This is a genomic window from Streptomyces sp. NRRL S-920 (assembly GCF_000717945.1).
In the GTDB taxonomy this organism is placed as follows: Bacteria; Actinomycetota; Actinomycetes; order Streptomycetales; family Streptomycetaceae; genus Streptomyces; species Streptomyces alboniger.
In genome coordinates this window covers 142,092-156,506 of sequence record NZ_JODF01000010.1, presented here as the reverse complement: position 1 = coordinate 156,506, position 14,415 = coordinate 142,092, and the positions used below count along the sequence as shown (strand labels likewise).

General features: G+C 73.0%; 11 protein-coding genes and 2 tRNA genes. 4 read left to right on the top strand and 9 right to left on the bottom strand.

Annotated features, from left to right (window positions below; translation table 11 throughout):
* The first annotated feature begins 100 nt into the window (after positions 1-100).
* Positions 101-919, top strand: a complete 819-nt coding sequence (locus IG54_RS0110355) for a YceI family protein (RefSeq protein WP_030780384.1) — start codon at positions 101-103, stop codon at positions 917-919.
* Positions 920-953: 34 nt separating this feature from the next.
* Here IG54_RS0110355 and IG54_RS0110350 read toward each other — a convergent pair whose 3' ends face one another.
* The 3 genes from IG54_RS0110350 to IG54_RS0110340 all read right to left on the bottom strand — a co-directional run bounded on the left by IG54_RS0110350 (position 954) and on the right by IG54_RS0110340 (position 4,251).
* Complete coding sequence (locus tag IG54_RS0110350; protein ID WP_030780380.1) at positions 954-1,727, bottom strand: TetR/AcrR family transcriptional regulator; 774 nt, start codon at positions 1,725-1,727, stop codon at positions 954-956.
* A gap of 91 nt (positions 1,728-1,818) precedes the next feature.
* Positions 1,819-3,321, bottom strand: a complete 1,503-nt coding sequence (locus IG54_RS0110345; RefSeq protein ID WP_030780377.1) for an MFS transporter — start codon at positions 3,319-3,321, stop codon at positions 1,819-1,821.
* 153 nt (positions 3,322-3,474) lie between these two features.
* Positions 3,475-4,251 (bottom strand): response regulator transcription factor, encoded by a 777-nt coding sequence (locus IG54_RS0110340; RefSeq protein ID WP_051819411.1) that lies wholly within the window; start codon positions 4,249-4,251, stop codon positions 3,475-3,477.
* Between the two features lie 241 nt (positions 4,252-4,492).
* Between IG54_RS0110340 and IG54_RS0110335 the strand changes: the two genes are divergently transcribed.
* Positions 4,493-4,792 carry a DUF6355 family natural product biosynthesis protein gene (locus tag IG54_RS0110335; protein WP_030780372.1) on the top strand — a complete coding sequence of 100 codons (300 nt, stop codon included), beginning with the start codon at positions 4,493-4,495 and terminating at the stop codon, positions 4,790-4,792.
* Positions 4,793-4,846: 54 nt separating this feature from the next.
* Here IG54_RS0110335 and IG54_RS0110330 read toward each other — a convergent pair whose 3' ends face one another.
* The 5 genes from IG54_RS0110330 to IG54_RS0110310 all read right to left on the bottom strand — a co-directional run bounded on the left by IG54_RS0110330 (position 4,847) and on the right by IG54_RS0110310 (position 7,939).
* Entirely contained in the window at positions 4,847-5,758 is a 912-nt protein-coding gene (locus tag IG54_RS0110330) for an amidohydrolase family protein (RefSeq protein WP_051819410.1), read from the bottom strand.
* Positions 5,745-6,086: an antibiotic biosynthesis monooxygenase family protein gene (locus tag IG54_RS0110325; protein ID WP_030780366.1), complete on the bottom strand. Its 342-nt coding sequence runs from the start codon at positions 6,084-6,086 to the stop codon at positions 5,745-5,747. Before IG54_RS0110325 ends, IG54_RS0110330 begins: the two co-directional genes overlap by 14 nt.
* Before the next feature lie 518 nt (positions 6,087-6,604).
* Complete coding sequence (locus tag IG54_RS0110320) at positions 6,605-7,507, bottom strand: DUF2797 domain-containing protein (RefSeq protein WP_030780363.1); 903 nt, start codon at positions 7,505-7,507, stop codon at positions 6,605-6,607.
* A gap of 80 nt (positions 7,508-7,587) precedes the next feature.
* Positions 7,588-7,660 (bottom strand) — tRNA-Arg (locus IG54_RS0110315).
* 188 nt (positions 7,661-7,848) lie between these two features.
* Positions 7,849-7,939, bottom strand: a tRNA-Ser gene (locus IG54_RS0110310).
* 260 nt (positions 7,940-8,199) lie between these two features.
* Here IG54_RS0110310 and IG54_RS0110305 point away from each other — a divergent pair.
* Together IG54_RS0110305 and IG54_RS0110300 are read left to right on the top strand one after the other, a co-directional pair.
* On the top strand, positions 8,200-8,619 hold the full coding sequence (locus tag IG54_RS0110305) for an SSI family serine proteinase inhibitor (protein WP_030780361.1): 420 nt from the start codon (positions 8,200-8,202) through the stop codon (positions 8,617-8,619).
* 217 nt (positions 8,620-8,836) lie between these two features.
* Positions 8,837-13,639, top strand: coding sequence for a PAS domain-containing protein (locus IG54_RS0110300; RefSeq protein ID WP_078593935.1), 4,803 nt, complete (start codon positions 8,837-8,839; stop codon positions 13,637-13,639).
* Between the two features lie 15 nt (positions 13,640-13,654).
* On the opposite strand, the gene IG54_RS0110295 is transcribed toward IG54_RS0110300, so the two are convergent.
* The gene (locus IG54_RS0110295; RefSeq protein WP_030780355.1) at positions 13,655-14,245 is read right to left on the bottom strand and encodes a TetR family transcriptional regulator; all 591 of its coding nucleotides are present in this window, start codon (positions 14,243-14,245) and stop codon (positions 13,655-13,657) included.
* Positions 14,246-14,415 lie beyond the last annotated feature (170 nt).

Below are 14,415 nucleotides of genomic sequence, written 5' to 3'. Positions count from 1 at the left end.
GTCACCGCGGCCCGGGGCTCTCTACACGGGCGTCGGCGCCCGACGCAGTACGAACTTTTTGAGGCCTTCCGCGCGGGAGGCCCGGCTAGGAGTAAACGGGATGGGACTCAACGCTCGGATCCGCACGCGTGACGGGTGGGCCGTGCCGCACGCCGTCGTCACGGTGACCGACATGACCGGGACGCAGGTGCTGCGGGCGGCCACGGACGGGGAGGGCGTCGTACGCGACGACACGGTGCTCGCCGCGGGGCCGTACACCGTCATCGTCACCGCCGTCGGCTACGCGCCGGTCGCCTCCACCGCGCTGGTCACCGCCAGCGGGCGGGCCGAGGTCGGCAACGTGGTCCTCGCCCGGCAGGGCGGCACCGAGCTGCCGCCGCCCGGCCCGTGGACCATCGACCCCGCGCACTCCACGGTGGGCGCCGTCGCGCAGCACCTCGGGATCACGAGCGTGCACGGGCGGTTCCTGGAGTTCGGAGGCCGGGTCGAGATCGCCGAGGACGTGGCGAAGTCGCGGGTCGAGGCGGTCATCCGGGCGGCGTCGATCGACACCGGCAACGGCATGCGGGACGGGCACCTCAAGTCGCCGGACTTCCTGGACGTCGACCAGTACCCCGAGATCACCTACCGGTCGAACGGGCTCACGCCCGCGGGCCCGGACCGCTGGACGGTGCACGGGGAGCTGGGCATGCACGGTGTCGTACGCCCCGTCGACCTGGAGCTGAGCTACCTCGGCACCGGGGCGGACCCCTGGGGCGGGACCCGGGCGGCGTTCCGGGCCACGGCCGAGCTGCGCCGGGAGGACTTCGCGATGAACTACAACCAGGTGGTGCAGGCGGGGATCTCGGCGATCGGCACGACACTGCGGGTGGAGCTGGACGTGCAGGCCGTGCAGGGGGAGACGCTGCCGGGGGTGTGACGCCGCCGCCGCGCGCGGGGCCGGCGCCGCCCGGCTACTCCCGGGTGAGGAGGGACTCGATGCCCGCGATCAGGAGGTCGAGGGCGATCGTGAAGTCCCGCTCCCACATCTTCTCGACCGTGTCCGAGCCCCGCGCCGCCAGCAGCTCACTGGCGCTCTCCATGATCCCGTGCGACGCCAGTTCGATCTGGACGCTCCCGGTCGCCTCCCGGTAGTACTCGTCCTGGGTCATCCCCGCCTCCGCGCACCGCGCCATGTAGTGGCCCTCGATGGTCCCGAAGCCGTACACGAACTGGAAGACCGCCGCGATCGCGCCGTGCCGCGTATGCACGGGAAGGCCCGTCCTCCCCACCGTGCGCTGGACCGCGAGCGCGAACTCCAGCCAGTTCGGCCCGATGTTGAGGAAGCGGCCGACCAGCGGCGACACCCACGGGTGGCGGATCAGCAGCGCGCGGTACTCATCGGCGAGGGACCGGAGCTGATCGCGCCAGGCCCCGTCGGGCGCCTCGTCGCCGGGCAGGCTCATCTCGCCGCAGACCGCGTCGAGGGCCAGCTCCAGGAGGTCGTCCTTGGTGTCCACGTACCAATAGACGGACATCGCCGTCACGTTCAGCTCCGCGGCCAGCCTGCGCATGGAGAACTTGGCGAGGCCCTCCGCGTCCAGGAGCCGGACCGAGGCCTCGGTGATGCGGTCCCGGTCGAGGCCGCTCGGCTGGTCGCCCTTGCGGCCGCCGCCGCGGGGTGCCTTGCCCTCCAGCCACACGCTCGTCCGCGCCAGGTTCTTCGTGCGGCCGGCTGCCTTGACCATGGCGCACCTTCCTCGTTGGTACTGGGGCTGAAGTGGTACTGGGCCTGAATTGGTACTGGGCCTGAAGTGGAGTGATCCGCGCGCCTCGATGCTATGCCGACGCCTTCCCCACCGAGTCTGCCCTCTCCGCCCTGCGCAGCAACGCCGCCGCGAGAACACCTCCGAGGAACACCGCGGCCGCGCCGACCAGCTGACTCGTCTCAAGGCCGGAGGCGAACGCGTCGGCGATCCGCTCCCGCTCGCCCGGCGACTCGGCCGCGGCCACGGCGGCCGGGAAGGACGCCGCGGAGACCGCCACGAGCGAGGCGAAGCGGGAGTTGAGGACCGCGCCGAGGACGGCGACGCCGAGGCCGTTGCCGAACTCCGCGAGCGTGCCGTTGACGCCCGCGCCGACGCCCGCCTTCTCCACCGGAATCGCGCTCATGATGGCGTTGGCCATGGCCGGCATGGCGAACGCGATGCCCGCGCCCATGACGACGAGCCCGGCCAGCATGCCGTTGTAGTCGTCGCCGCCGAGCAGCGCGATCACCGCGAGGCCCGCGGCCAAGGCGCTCATGCCGGACAGGATCGTCGCCGGGGTGCCCAGCTTGGCGTGCAGCTTCGCGCCGACGCCCGTGAGGTTCAGGGCGACGATGGTCACCGCGAGCGGCGCCGTCCGCAGGCCCGCCTCCAACGGCTCGTACCCGAGGACGAACTGGAGGTGCTGGGTGAGGAGGAAGAGGGAGCCGGCGAGGCCGAACGCGACGAGGATCGCGCCCGCCACCGCGCCGATGAACCGCTGGTTGCGGAAGAAGTGCATGTCCAGCATCGGGTACGGGATGCGCAGCTCCCAGCGCACGAATACGCCGAGGACCAGCACACCGGCGACCGCGGCACCCAGCACCCGCGCGGACGTCCAGCCGTGTTCGGGCCCGGAGATGATCGCGTAGACCACGGCGGCCATACCGATCGTCGACAACAGCGCGCCGAGCAGGTCGGGCCGGTCGCCCCGCCGGTTCTTGGACTCGGGCACCAGCTTGGCGACCGCGACGAGACCGACCAGCGCCACGGGCAGGTTGATGAGGAAGATCGAGCCCCACCAGAAGTGGTTCAGCATGAAGCCGCCGAGCAGCGGACCGGCGGCGAATCCGAGGGAGTTGATGGTCGACCAGAGGCCGATCGCCTTGACGCGCTCGGTGTCGTCGAAGATCTGCACGACGACCGCGAGGGTGGTGGTCATCAGGAGCGCGCCGCCTATCCCCATGCCCGCGCGGGCGGCGATGAGCTGCGCGGAGGACTGCGCGAACGCCGCGACGAGCGAGCCGGTGCCGAAGAGGGCGAGGCCCGCCATGAGCATCTTCTTGCGGCCGTAGCGGTCGGCGGAGCTGCCCGCGGTGAGCAGCAGCCCGGACTGCACGAGCGAGTACGCGTTGATCATCCACTGGATGTCGGACGTGGACGCGTCCAGCTCCCGGGTGAGGGAGGGGATCGCCACGCTCAGGACGGTGTTGTCGAGCAGCACCACGAGCTGGGCGAGGCAGATGACGCCGAGGATCAGCCAGCGCTGCGGATGCCGGGGTGGGGCGGCTGATGTCTCCGCGGTCGTCGCCGTCATGCGGGCTCCTTCAGGGCGATGCCCGGCCGTGGCCGGTGGCTGGTTATACGGTGTACGAGGCTGACGTCACGTACACCGTAGAACAAACCCCATACGCCGTACAAGGCAATGGGCACGGGCCCCTCAGGCGCCCTCTCACGAGGGCGAGGCGACTCACGAAGAAGCGGCTCCCGAAGGCGAGGCGACGGGCGCGGTCAGCGCGGCCTTGATCAGGTACCCGGCCCCGCGCCGCGTGTGGATCATCGGCTCCCGCCCGGCATCGATCTTCCGGCGCAGATACGAGATGTACAGCTCGACGACGTTGGCCTGGCCGCCGAAGTCGTAGTTCCACACCCGGTCGAGGATCTGCGCCTTGCTGAGCACGCGCCGCGGATTGCGCATGAGGTAGCGCAGCAGCTCGAACTCGGTGGCGGTCAGATGGATCGAGTCCCCGCCGCGCGTCACCTCGTGGCTGTCCTCGTCCAGCGTCAGGTCCCCCACCACCAGGGTGGACGCGCCGCGCTTGTCGGCGGCCCCGGCCCGCCGGATGAGCCCGCGCAGCCGCGCCACCACCTCCTCCAGGCCGAAGGGCTTGGTCACGTAGTCGTCGCCGCCCGCGGTGAGCCCCGCGATGCGGTCCTCCAGCGCGTCCTTCGCGGTCAGGAACAGCACGGGCACGTCCGGCAGTTCCCGGCGCAGCCTGCCGAGCAGGGAGAGGCCGTCCATGTCGGGCAGCATCATGTCCAGCACCACGGCGTCGGGCCGGAACGCGCGCGCCACCCGCACCGCGCCCGCGCCGTCACCCGCGCTGCGGATCTGCCAGCCCTCGTACCGCAGGGCCAGGGACATCAACTCGGTGAGCGACTCCTCGTCGTCCACCACGAGTACACGGACGGGACTCCCGTCCGGCCGGAGCGGTTCGGTACGCGCCTGGGGCGTGGTCGTGGTCATACCCCAGAGGTTGGGCGGTGCCCCTGAGAGCACTCTTGCGCGAAGCTGTGAATTCCCTGAGAAACGGTCCCCCGCCCATCTGATCGGTTGAAGAGGGGCGTTCTTCCGAGTGAACGCGCGCCGTTTGCCCTGGTGGTCCGGGTCCGCGTTGGGACCCTCAAGTCAAGATCCGCGCAGCCCAGCTCCGCGGACCGACTCTGTGACGCAGTCCTCCCACCTCCGACCCGATCAAGGAGCCTTCGTGGCCTTCGCACGTATCCGACGCCTGGCGACCACCGCCCTCTCCGCCACCGCCCTCGCCCTCACGTCCCTGGGCGCGGTGACCGCCACCGCGGCTCCCGCGGCCGCCGACCCGTGCGGCTTCTACGAGACCCACTCCGACGCCTACTACAACCACTGCACGTCGGACGGCTCCCGGGTCGTCATCGAGGTCAGGGTCGCCCTGGCCCCCGACTACGAGCGCTGCGTCGCCCCCGGCAGGACCTGGCTGGGCTCGGCAAGCAAGATCCAGGGCGCGCACTACGTCGGCCGCACCTGCTGACGGACGACCGCCGGTGAGGGGGCGGGGCCACCCGCGGCTCGGGCGCGCGAACTCTCAGCGCACCCCGAAGACCCGGGCCCCGTTCCCGTACAGCACTCCCCGCAGCCACGCGTCCCCCAGGCCGAGCCGCTCCAGCGCCTCCAGCTGATGGACGTACGGGTACGGGATGTTGGGAAAGTCGCTCCCCAGCAGGATCCGCTCGCCCAACTCCACCAGCCGCCCCGACTCCGCCTTCGGAAACGGCATCAGCCCCTCGCTGAAGTCGGTGAACGCCATGGTCGTGTCGAGGCGCACCTCCTCGTACCGCTCGGCGAGGTCGAGGAAGTCGGCGTACTCGGGCATCCCCATGTGCGCCACGACGAGCCGCAGCCGCGGATGCCGCGCGAGCAGCCGCGCCATCACGCCGGGACCGGTGTGCTTACCGGGTTCGGGCCCGGACCCGCAGTGCGTCACCACGGGGATCCCGGCCTCGGCGAGCAGCCCCCACACGGGATCGAGCAGGACGTCATTGGGGTCGTAACCCCCCACCTGCACATGCGCCTTGAAGACCCGGGCCCCCGCCTCGACGGCGTCCCGCACGTACTCCTCGACTCCCGGCTCCGGGAAGAAGGTCGCGGTCTGGAGGCACCCGGGCGTGCGCCGCGCGAAGTCGACGGCCCAGCCGTTGAGCCACTTCGCCATCCCCGCCTTGTGCGGATAGATCATCGAGGTGAAGGCCCGCACCCCGAACTCCCCGAGCAGCTCGACCCGGCGCTCCTCCTCGTGCCGGTAGCTGATGGGCCACTCCACCCCGCCGCCGGCCGCGTAGGCGTCGAAGTAGGCCCAGACCTTCCGCAGCACCCGGTCCGGCATGAAGTGCGTGTGTACGTCGATGAGCCCGGGCAGCCCGAGCCGCCCCCAGAACTCCCGCACCCCGGCGGCCTCCGGGCCGCTCACGCCGTCCCGGCCTCCGCTACCCCCGCACATGGCCGTAACTCCGCTCGACCTTGGCGACGTGCACGGCGTACGACTCGTACCACTCCTCGCGCCCGCGCCGCTGTGCCGCACGGTGCTCGGGATCGCCCTGCCAGGCCTTGATGGCGTCCTCGTCCCGGAAGTACCCGACGGTGATGCCGACCCCGCCGGGCGTCCGCGCGGACTCGGCCCCGAGGAACCCGGGCACGGCGGCGACCAGCTCATCCATACGCTCGCCCGTCTCCTCGTACCCCTCGCCGCCCTCGGCGAGGACCGAGGTGAAGACGACGGCGTAGTAAGGCGGTTCAAAGGGCCCGACCGGCCCCACTGTATCACTCATGCCCCCACCCTCAGAGCCCCGGCTCCCCGTGTCCACCCTCCCCGGCCACTCCTTGCCCTCCGGTCACCGAGCCTTGACCTTCCGGTCAGCGAAGCCTGCGGGGCACAACGGGCCGCAAGGCCCGCGAGGCACAGCCCGGTCAGCGAAGCTGCGAGGTACAGCCCGGTCAGCGAGGCCCCGCGGGGCACAACAGGCCCCCAAGGCCCGCGGAGCACAACCCGGTCAGCGAAGCCCACGGAGCACAGCCCAGTCAGCGAGGCCCCGCGAGGCACAACAGGCCCCCAAGGCCCACGGAGCACAACCCGGTCAGCGAAGCCCGCGCAGCACAGCCCGGTCAGCGAAGCCGCGAGGCACAACAGGCCCCCAAGGCCCACGGAGCACAACCCGGTCAGCGAAGCCCACGGAGCACAGCCCAGTCAGCGAAGCCGCGAGGCACAACAGGCCCGCAAGCCCCGCGGAGCACAACCCGGTCAGCGAAGCCCACGGAGCACAACCCGGGCAGCGAAGCCCCCCCCCCCTCAGAACAGCCCGCCCTGCTCCCCCGCGCCCCTCGTCACCGGCCCCAGCCCCTCAACCGGCACGGTCACCCCCGCCTCCGCGTCGGCCCCCGCCAGCTCCCACCCCACGAGCGCCCGCGTATCGACGACAAGCAGGCCCCCGCCCCCGCTCCCGTCCTCGCCCGCGCCCGCGATCTCCAGATACAGGTCAGGTCCGGCCGCCGCGACAAGCCGCCCCGCGACCGCCCCGCCGTCGGCGACCTCCCGCACCACACCCCGCGCCGCCCCGGCACCGCCCGGCCCCAGACCGAACGCCGCCGCGTGATCGACCGCCTCGAAGGCGACCCGCTCCAACGCCTCGGCCCACCCCTCCAGTACGACGGCCCGCCGGTAAAGCTCCGCCAACTCCGCCGCCCGTTCGTCCCACCCGGGCAGCGCCCCCCGCACCGCCCGCTTGCGCGCGTACGGCACCCGGTCCGGCACCCCGAGCGCCGCCCGCAGCAGCTCCTCCGTACGCCGGGCCGCCATCAACGGCCCCCGCCCCAGCCAGCAGAACGCCACGGCCCCCTGCTCAAGCAGGCGCACGGCACCCCGCTCCTCCGCGGTGATCCCGACCTTGACGAGACCGCTCCCGAACCACGCGAGATACACCCGGTACGTCCGCGGATCGTCCGGCACCCCGTCCGCCGCCACGGAGAACACCCGGTCGAGCCGCGCGCACTCGGGACACCGCGCCTGCGCGGCCCGCGCCGGCACCACGGCCCGCAGCGGACACGGATTCCCCCGCGCCCCCACACACCGCCGCTCACCGACGGCCCGGAACCCGAGCGCCCTCCCATAGGCGAGGGCGCTGGTCCTCCCGCCCTCCCACCGCAGCACAGGCCCCCCACCCGGCCACCCGAGCCCCGCGCAACGCCACTCCATCGCCGTACCCCTCCCGGAAGGAAGCCCGCACAAACGACCAGAGGCCCTCAGGATTTCTCCTGAGGGCCTCTGGTCTGCTGTGCACTCGGCAGGATTCGAACCTGCAACCTTCTGATCCGTAGTCAGATGCTCTATCCGTTAAGCTACGAGTGCTTGTGCTTCCGGGGTTTTTTCTGCCCCGTCGGCGTTGCGAGAACAACATTACATGACCTGCGCCGTGAGGCGAAATCCGTTTCCCAAACCGGCTCTGAGCTGGGCAAACGCCCTTGGGCAGCCCCGGCCGAAGCCCGGAGACGACCGAAGCCCCGGTCGCGTACGACCGGGGCTTCGGGCTCACAGCGCGGAGGCGGAGGGATTTGAACCCTCGATGGGCTTTAAGGCCCAAACCGCATTAGCAGTGCGGCGCCATAGACCGGACTAGGCGACGCCTCCAGCTTGCACACCTGCGCGAGCGCGGGGGTGCGTGCAGATGATGACACAGCCAGGCGGGGTGTCACCAATCGCGTCCTCCACGGTACTAGTCGCGCGGCCCGCAGGGCAAAGCGATACGCGCCCCCGCAACCGCACGGGGCGGACCGCGTTAAAGGGTGTGGATCCGCCCCTGGATCCACCGGCCTCGACGCGACCATCCGCGTTGCCACCACCCGCGAGGCCACCATCCGTACCGCTGTGCCCGACCCCGTGGAGTCCTCATGCTGCGCCGTCTCGTTCTCACCGCCGCCGCCTCCGCCGCGGCGCTCTCCGCCGCCCCCTTCACCGCGCACGCCGTCACGCCCGCCGAGACCCCGACCGACCGGCTCACGATCACCGTCTCCGACTCGGAAGGTGACGGAGAGGGAACGTACGAACTGAGGTGCCACCCCACGGGTGGCAACCACCCCAAGAAGGAGGAGGCGTGCGCGCGGCTGGACGAGGTCACTGTTTATGGGAGGGACCCGTTCGCTCCGGTCCGGCCCGACGCGATGTGCACGATGCAGCACGGCGGGGACGCCACCGCGCACATCAGGGGAACCTGGCAGGGGCGGCCCGTCGACGCCACGTACTCACGCCGCAACGGCTGCGAGATCGCGCGCTGGGACGGCATGGCACCGGTGCTTCCCCGCACCTCGTAGCGACCGATGGCCCGACCTGTCACCGGTCGGCGGCCGCTACCCTCCCGTGACCAGGCGGTACTGAAAACTCACACCATCTGCGTGCGACCTCCCTCTCATCCGGCGTCGCGCGGGCAACCACTCCCCGTAGACTCCCTCCCGTGACACGCCACGGGCCGAGGGGCAAGATGGCCTGGGCGAGTCGGCAAGCAGCGGTAACCAGGGAGGAAGCGTCGTCGTGAGCAGCAGGCCATCCCGAGGCGCTGCTCGCCTCGCAGCCATACTCGACGCGCTCCCGGACGCGCTGGTGCTCGTCAACGCCAACGGCACCGTCGTGAACGCGAACGCGATCGCGCTGGAGGCGTTCGAGACACCGGGCACCGCACTCGTGGGGCGCGGTCTCCTCGATCTGCTGCCGGAGTTCGACTCCCGGCTCATCCCCGGCTCCATGCGGCGCCCGGACACCATCGACGAGCGCGGCCGCACCAAGCCCACGCGCATGACGGCGCGGCGCACGGACGGCACCGAGTTCCCCGTCGAGGTCACCAGCTCCCCGCTGGAAGACGGCAGGCACGCGTACGACAACCACGGCTACACCGGCGACGAGCTGCTGATGCTCGTCGTGCGGGACCTGTCGGGCACCGTCGACACCGAGGCCGAACTGGCCCGTTCGCAGCGGCAGACCGAGATGATCCTGCGCGCCGCGGCCGAGGGCGTCGTCGGTACGGACACCGACGGACGCGTCGTCCTCGTCAACCCCGCCGCCGCCCAGATACTGGGTTTCCGGGCGAGCGACCTCGGCGGGCAGGAGCTGCACCCGCTGGTCCTGCACTCGCGCGCCGACGGCGAACCCTTCCCCTACGAGGAGTCCCCGCTCGCCGACACCCTCCGCTCCGGGCGCAAGCACCGGGTGCGCGGACAGGTGCTGTGGTCCAAGAGCGGCGCCAAGGTACCGGTCGACCTGACGACGTCCCCGGTGCGCGACGGCGACCAACTGGTCGGCGCGGTGATGACGTTCACCGACCGCAGGCCCTACGACGAGCTGGCCGAGAAGCACGAGGCCGCCCTCGCCCGGCACGCGGAGGAGATCCGCGCCGCCGCCGAGCGGCACGCCGAGGAGATCAAGGCGGCGGAGGAGCGGCGCGCCGAGGAGATCAAGGCCGCCGAGGAGCAGCGCGCCGAGGAACTCGCCGCCGAACAGGAGCGTTACGCGGCGCTCGCCGAGCGCGAGAAGGACCGCTTCGAAGAGCTGGCCGAGCGCGAGAAGTCGCGGTACGAGACGCTGGCCGCCCGGCACGAGCAGCTGCTCGCCGTCCTCGGCTCGTCCCTGCGCGGGCCCCTCGACGAACTGCGCCGCGAACTGGCCGCGCTCGCCGCGGACGACGCGGGCCAGCTGTGGCCCGAGGCCAACCAGGTCCTGCACCATCTGTCCGCCGGGTACGCCCGGATGACCACGCTCGTCGACAACGTCCTCGGCTTCCAGCGGCTCGACGCGGGCGAGGAGCAGCTGGCCCTCACCCCGGCCCTGCTCGACGCGGTCGTCGCCGCCGGCGTGGAGGGCGCGGTCGAGCTGATCGGGCCCGGCCGGGCGCAGTTCGCCGTGCACGCGCCGCCGATAGAGATCGTGGTCGACGCGGGACGGCTCGCCACCGCGGTGGCCCATCTCGTCGCGGACGTGGCCGGGATCGACGCGACGGGCAACACGCGCGCGGGTGCCGGTTCCGGCGCCGTCGCGACGGGGGCTTACGTCGACTCGACGATCGTGGTGGCCGCTGCCCAGCGCGGCGAGGTCGTCCGCATCGAGGTCCGGGGACCCTACGCGGGCGGGGACCCGGTGCACGAGCCGATCGTGCGCGGCATCGTGCGGGCCCACGGAGGGGTGCTCCAGACGCACGAGGTGCCGGGTATGAGCGGCAGTGCGTACGTACTTGAAGTGCCGATCGTGGCGGTCGGCGAGGTTGCCACGGCAGGCGCGGTCGGGGGGGCCGGGGCGGTCGGGGCGGGTTCCTCGGCGGGTTCTACGGAGAGCGGCGGTTCGGGGACGGTCTCTACGGAGAGGGCCGGTTCGGCTGTGCCCGCGGCTGCGGGTGGCGTGGTCGCGGTGCCCGAGCAGGCGTCGCCCGCCACGGGCGGCGGGCGTCGACGGGCTCGGCGCCCCTCGGTGGACTCCTTCCTGGAGAGCGGCGTTCCGGCGGACCCTTCCGGCGGCACGGAGACGGGGACGGCCGCCGCGCCGACCGGCACGGGTCGGCGCAGGGGGCGGCGCGCGGCGGAGGCCGCCGCTGTCCCGGGAAGCCCGGACACCCTCGGCGGCGGCACGGTGGCGACCGAGCAGGGGGCGAGCCCTGCGGCCGGGCCGGCGAGCGGGCCCGGGGGCGGGCCCGCGGTCGGGCCCATGGGTGTTCCTGTGGGTGGTCCTGTGGGTGGTCCTGCGGGTGGGCCTGCGGGTGGGCCTGCGGGTGGGCCTGTGGGCGGTTCCGTGTCGGAGGCGTCGCAGGCTTCGGAGACGGCCGGTGGCGCGTCGGGGCTCCCCTCCGGTGGTACCTCGGGCGGTACCGGACGGCGGCGCGGGCGGCCGAGTGCCGCCGAGGGCGCCGTGCTGACGGCGGCCGAACACGCGGCCGGATCGGCGGCGTTGGGCCAGACCGTGCCGCCGCAGGGCGTGCCGGTCCCGGCGAGTGGAACCGGCCGTCGTGCACGGCGGGCCGGTGAGCAGCACGCGCTGCCCGCGCTGGCCTCGGGCCCTTCGGAGACTTCAGACGGCACACCGGGCACGGAACTCGCCGCGGTGGAGGCCGGTGGCGACGCCGCGCGGCCCACGGGCCGCCGGGCGCGGCGCGCGCTGGCCGCCGCCAAGGAGCGGGCCGCGGCGGAAGGGGCCAACAGCGGACGCGTCTTCGCGCTTCCCCCGGCCACGGCCGACCGTGACACGCCGGACCGCGACACGCCGGACCGCGACATGCCGGACCAGGAGATCGCGGCCCAGGGGGCCGTGGGTCCCGTAGGACCCGTAGGGCACGCAGTGGTGAATCAGGGTGCGGTCGCGGTGGGCCAAGGCGTCGTGGATCAGGGCGTCGGTGTGCCGGGGGCCTTGGGGCAGGACGTCGTGGGTCACACCCCCGCCGGGTCGGCTCCCGTAGGCCACGCCGTAGTGAATCAAGCCGCTGTGAGCCGGGGCTTCGGCGCGGGCGCGCCCGTGCCCGGGTACCCGGGCGTCCAGGGTGACACCGGGCAGCACGCCGCGGCCCCGCACGGCCCTGGCGACGACCACACCCCGCCGCAGCCGCACCCCGCGCACGCTCCGACGGGCCCCGCGCAGGCTCCGACGGGCCGCCGCCGCTCCCGGCGGCCGGTCACCGCGGACCCTGCGGCTCCGCAGAGCCCGCTGACTCCGCAGAGCCCGGTGGCTCCCACTGAGGGCCCGACGGCTGGCCCGGCTGGCCCGACCGCACCGGGCGCCCGGGTGGCCCCGCAGCCCCCAGGCGTACCGACCGCCCCCGGCGCCCCGACCGCACCGACCGCACCGACCGCACCGGGTCAGGGAACGCTCCCGCCCGGCGCCCAGCAGGGCCGTCGCGCCGCCGAGGCCGGGCAGCCGCTGCCCGCGCCGCGGCCGTGGCCGGACGGCACCACCCCCGCCGACGGCGTGCCCGCGCAGGGCAACGCGCACTCGGCGGGCGCCCCCGCACAGGGCGCTCCGACGCCCGCCCGCGGCGCGGCGCTCCCGCCCGAGCGCGGCACGCAGGCGTCGCGCGCGGCGCAGCCGCTGCCCGCCGAGGCCCCCGGTGACCCGAACTCGACGCAGGGGCGCGCGTTCAGCGTGCGTACGCTCGGCCAGGGCGTCCCGTTCGGCCAGCAGGTCTCCGAGCAGCAGGGCCGCCAGGCCGCCGCGCCCTCGCCCGACCAGGGCGGTCGTCCGACGGGCAACGTCCGGCCCCCGCGGTCCCCGATGCCGCCCCAGGGCGCGCAGCCACCGTCGGCCACGCTCCCCCAGGAAGGCACGCCCGAGCCGCAGCAGGGCCAGGCCGCCGCCCCGCAGTCGCAGACCCTCGGCGGCTCCGGACGTCGGCGCAGGCTGGGCACGCCTCCGGCACCCACGGCCGAGGAGCGCCCCGAGGCCTCAGGGCGCCCGCACCCGCAGGCCCCGCCCCCGGCGCACCCCCAGTCGCGTATCGCGGCGGCCACCGAGGGCGCCGGACGTTCGTACGCGATCGGCGCCCCGGACGAGAACGCGGCCGAGGGACCCGAGCCGCTGGACGGCCCCGGTGGCGCGGTCGAGGTCGACAACCGGCCCCAGCCCCGGCCGATGGACGACGAGCTGCCGCCCGAGCCGCTCGACAACCCGCGCCGCCTCCTGGTGTGGCCCGCGCCCGACGTCACCACGCAGCAGGCGCTCAGCGAACGCGGCTACCGTCCCGTGATCGTGCACTCGCGCGAGGAGGTCGACGCCCAGATCGCGGCGTTCCCCGCGGCCCTCTTCGTGGACCCGCTGACCGGACCGATCACGCGCACGGCGCTTCAATCGCTGCGGCAGGCCGCCGTGGCGGCCGAGGTGCCCGTGCTCGTGACGGCGGGACTCGGCCAGGCGACGCGCGAGGCGGCGTACGGCGCCGACCCCGCCGTCCTGCTGAAGGCGCTCGCGCCGCGCGACAGCGAGCAGCATCCGCCGCGCGTCCTGCTCATCGAGGAGCACGAGGAGATCGCGCTCGCCCTGACCGCGACGCTGGAGCGGCGGGGCATGCAGGTCGCGCGGGCCGAGAGCGACGCGGACGCGGTGACGCTCGCGGCGCAGATGCGGCCGAACCTCGTGGTGATGGACCTGCTCCAGGTGCGCCGCCGCCGGGCCGGAATCATCGACTGGCTGCGCGCGAACGGGCAGTTGAACCGCACTCCGCTGGTCGTCTACACCGCCGCCGTCGACGAGACGGAACTGCCGCGCCTCGCGGCGGGCGAGACGGTGCTGTTCCTCGCGGAGCGCTCCACGAGCAACGAGGTGCAGAGCCGCATCGTGGATCTGCTGGCGAAGATCGGCACCAACTGACGTACCTCGGCAGGCCTACGTCCGTGGATCGGGGTCGGTGAGGCGGCGGACGGCCGCCTTCACCGAGGCCCTGAGCTGTTCCTTGTCGGCGTCCTCGTCGCCGACGAGGATCCGCCGCATCTGCGGCACGGCCGTGGACCAGCCGGCCAGCGCGACCACCATGAAGAGCAGGTGGGGTGCGGGGATCTCGTCGCTGATCACACCGCGGGCCTGCGCGTCGGCGAGTACGGCGACCTTGCGGTCGTAGTGGTCCCGGCGCTCGCGCTCGTCGGGCAGGTCCTCCGTGCCGTACTCGATGCCCTCCCAGAAGAGCAGGCGCAGCAGTTCGGGGTGGGCGGCGTGGTAGTCGATCAGCCGGTCCATCCAGCCGTCCATGTCGTCCGCGTCGACGGGGTGGGAGACGGCCATCTCCAGCATCCGCTTCTCCAGGACCTGGGTGAACAACTCCGCCTTGTTGCCGAAATAGGCGTAGATGAGCTGCTTGTTGGCCTTGGCCTGGCTCGCGATGCGGTCGATGCGGGCGCCCGCGATGCCGTACCGCGCGAACTCGGCGACCGCCGCCTCGAAAATCCGCGCCTTGGTGGCCTCGGGGTCTCTGACTGCCATGGGGACAGAGTAGGTGAACCCGTTCGGGTAACCAACCGGTTGGTTGCTTGACAGGGCGGTTGCGACGAGCGCAGACTTTTTCCAACCAACTAGTTGGTTGCCGCGTTTTCGCGTTCCGTTGTTCTGCCGTCCTGTCGTCCTGCCGTTCATTCGTTCTCGTACTTCTGTCG

What these genes read in the sequence shown, in the direction of transcription:
- IG54_RS0110355 (WP_030780384.1), top strand. Translation starts at nt 101, where the DNA reads ATGGGACTCAACGCTCGGATCCGCACGCGTGACGGGTGGGCCGTGCCG.
- IG54_RS0110350 (WP_030780380.1), bottom strand. Translation starts at nt 1,727, where the DNA reads ATGGTCAAGGCAGCCGGCCGCACGAAGAACCTGGCGCGGACGAGCGTG.
- IG54_RS0110345 (WP_030780377.1), bottom strand. Translation starts at nt 3,321, where the DNA reads ATGACGGCGACGACCGCGGAGACATCAGCCGCCCCACCCCGGCATCCG.
- IG54_RS0110340 (WP_051819411.1), bottom strand. Translation starts at nt 4,251, where the DNA reads ATGACCACGACCACGCCCCAGGCGCGTACCGAACCGCTCCGGCCGGAC.
- IG54_RS0110330 (WP_051819410.1), bottom strand. Translation starts at nt 5,758, where the DNA reads ATGTGCGGGGGTAGCGGAGGCCGGGACGGCGTGAGCGGCCCGGAGGCC.
- IG54_RS0110325 (WP_030780366.1), bottom strand. Translation starts at nt 6,086, where the DNA reads ATGAGTGATACAGTGGGGCCGGTCGGGCCCTTTGAACCGCCTTACTAC.
- IG54_RS0110320 (WP_030780363.1), bottom strand. Translation starts at nt 7,507, where the DNA reads ATGGAGTGGCGTTGCGCGGGGCTCGGGTGGCCGGGTGGGGGGCCTGTG.
- IG54_RS0110305 (WP_030780361.1), top strand. Translation starts at nt 8,200, where the DNA reads ATGCTGCGCCGTCTCGTTCTCACCGCCGCCGCCTCCGCCGCGGCGCTC.
- IG54_RS0110295 (WP_030780355.1), bottom strand. Translation starts at nt 14,245, where the DNA reads ATGGCAGTCAGAGACCCCGAGGCCACCAAGGCGCGGATTTTCGAGGCG.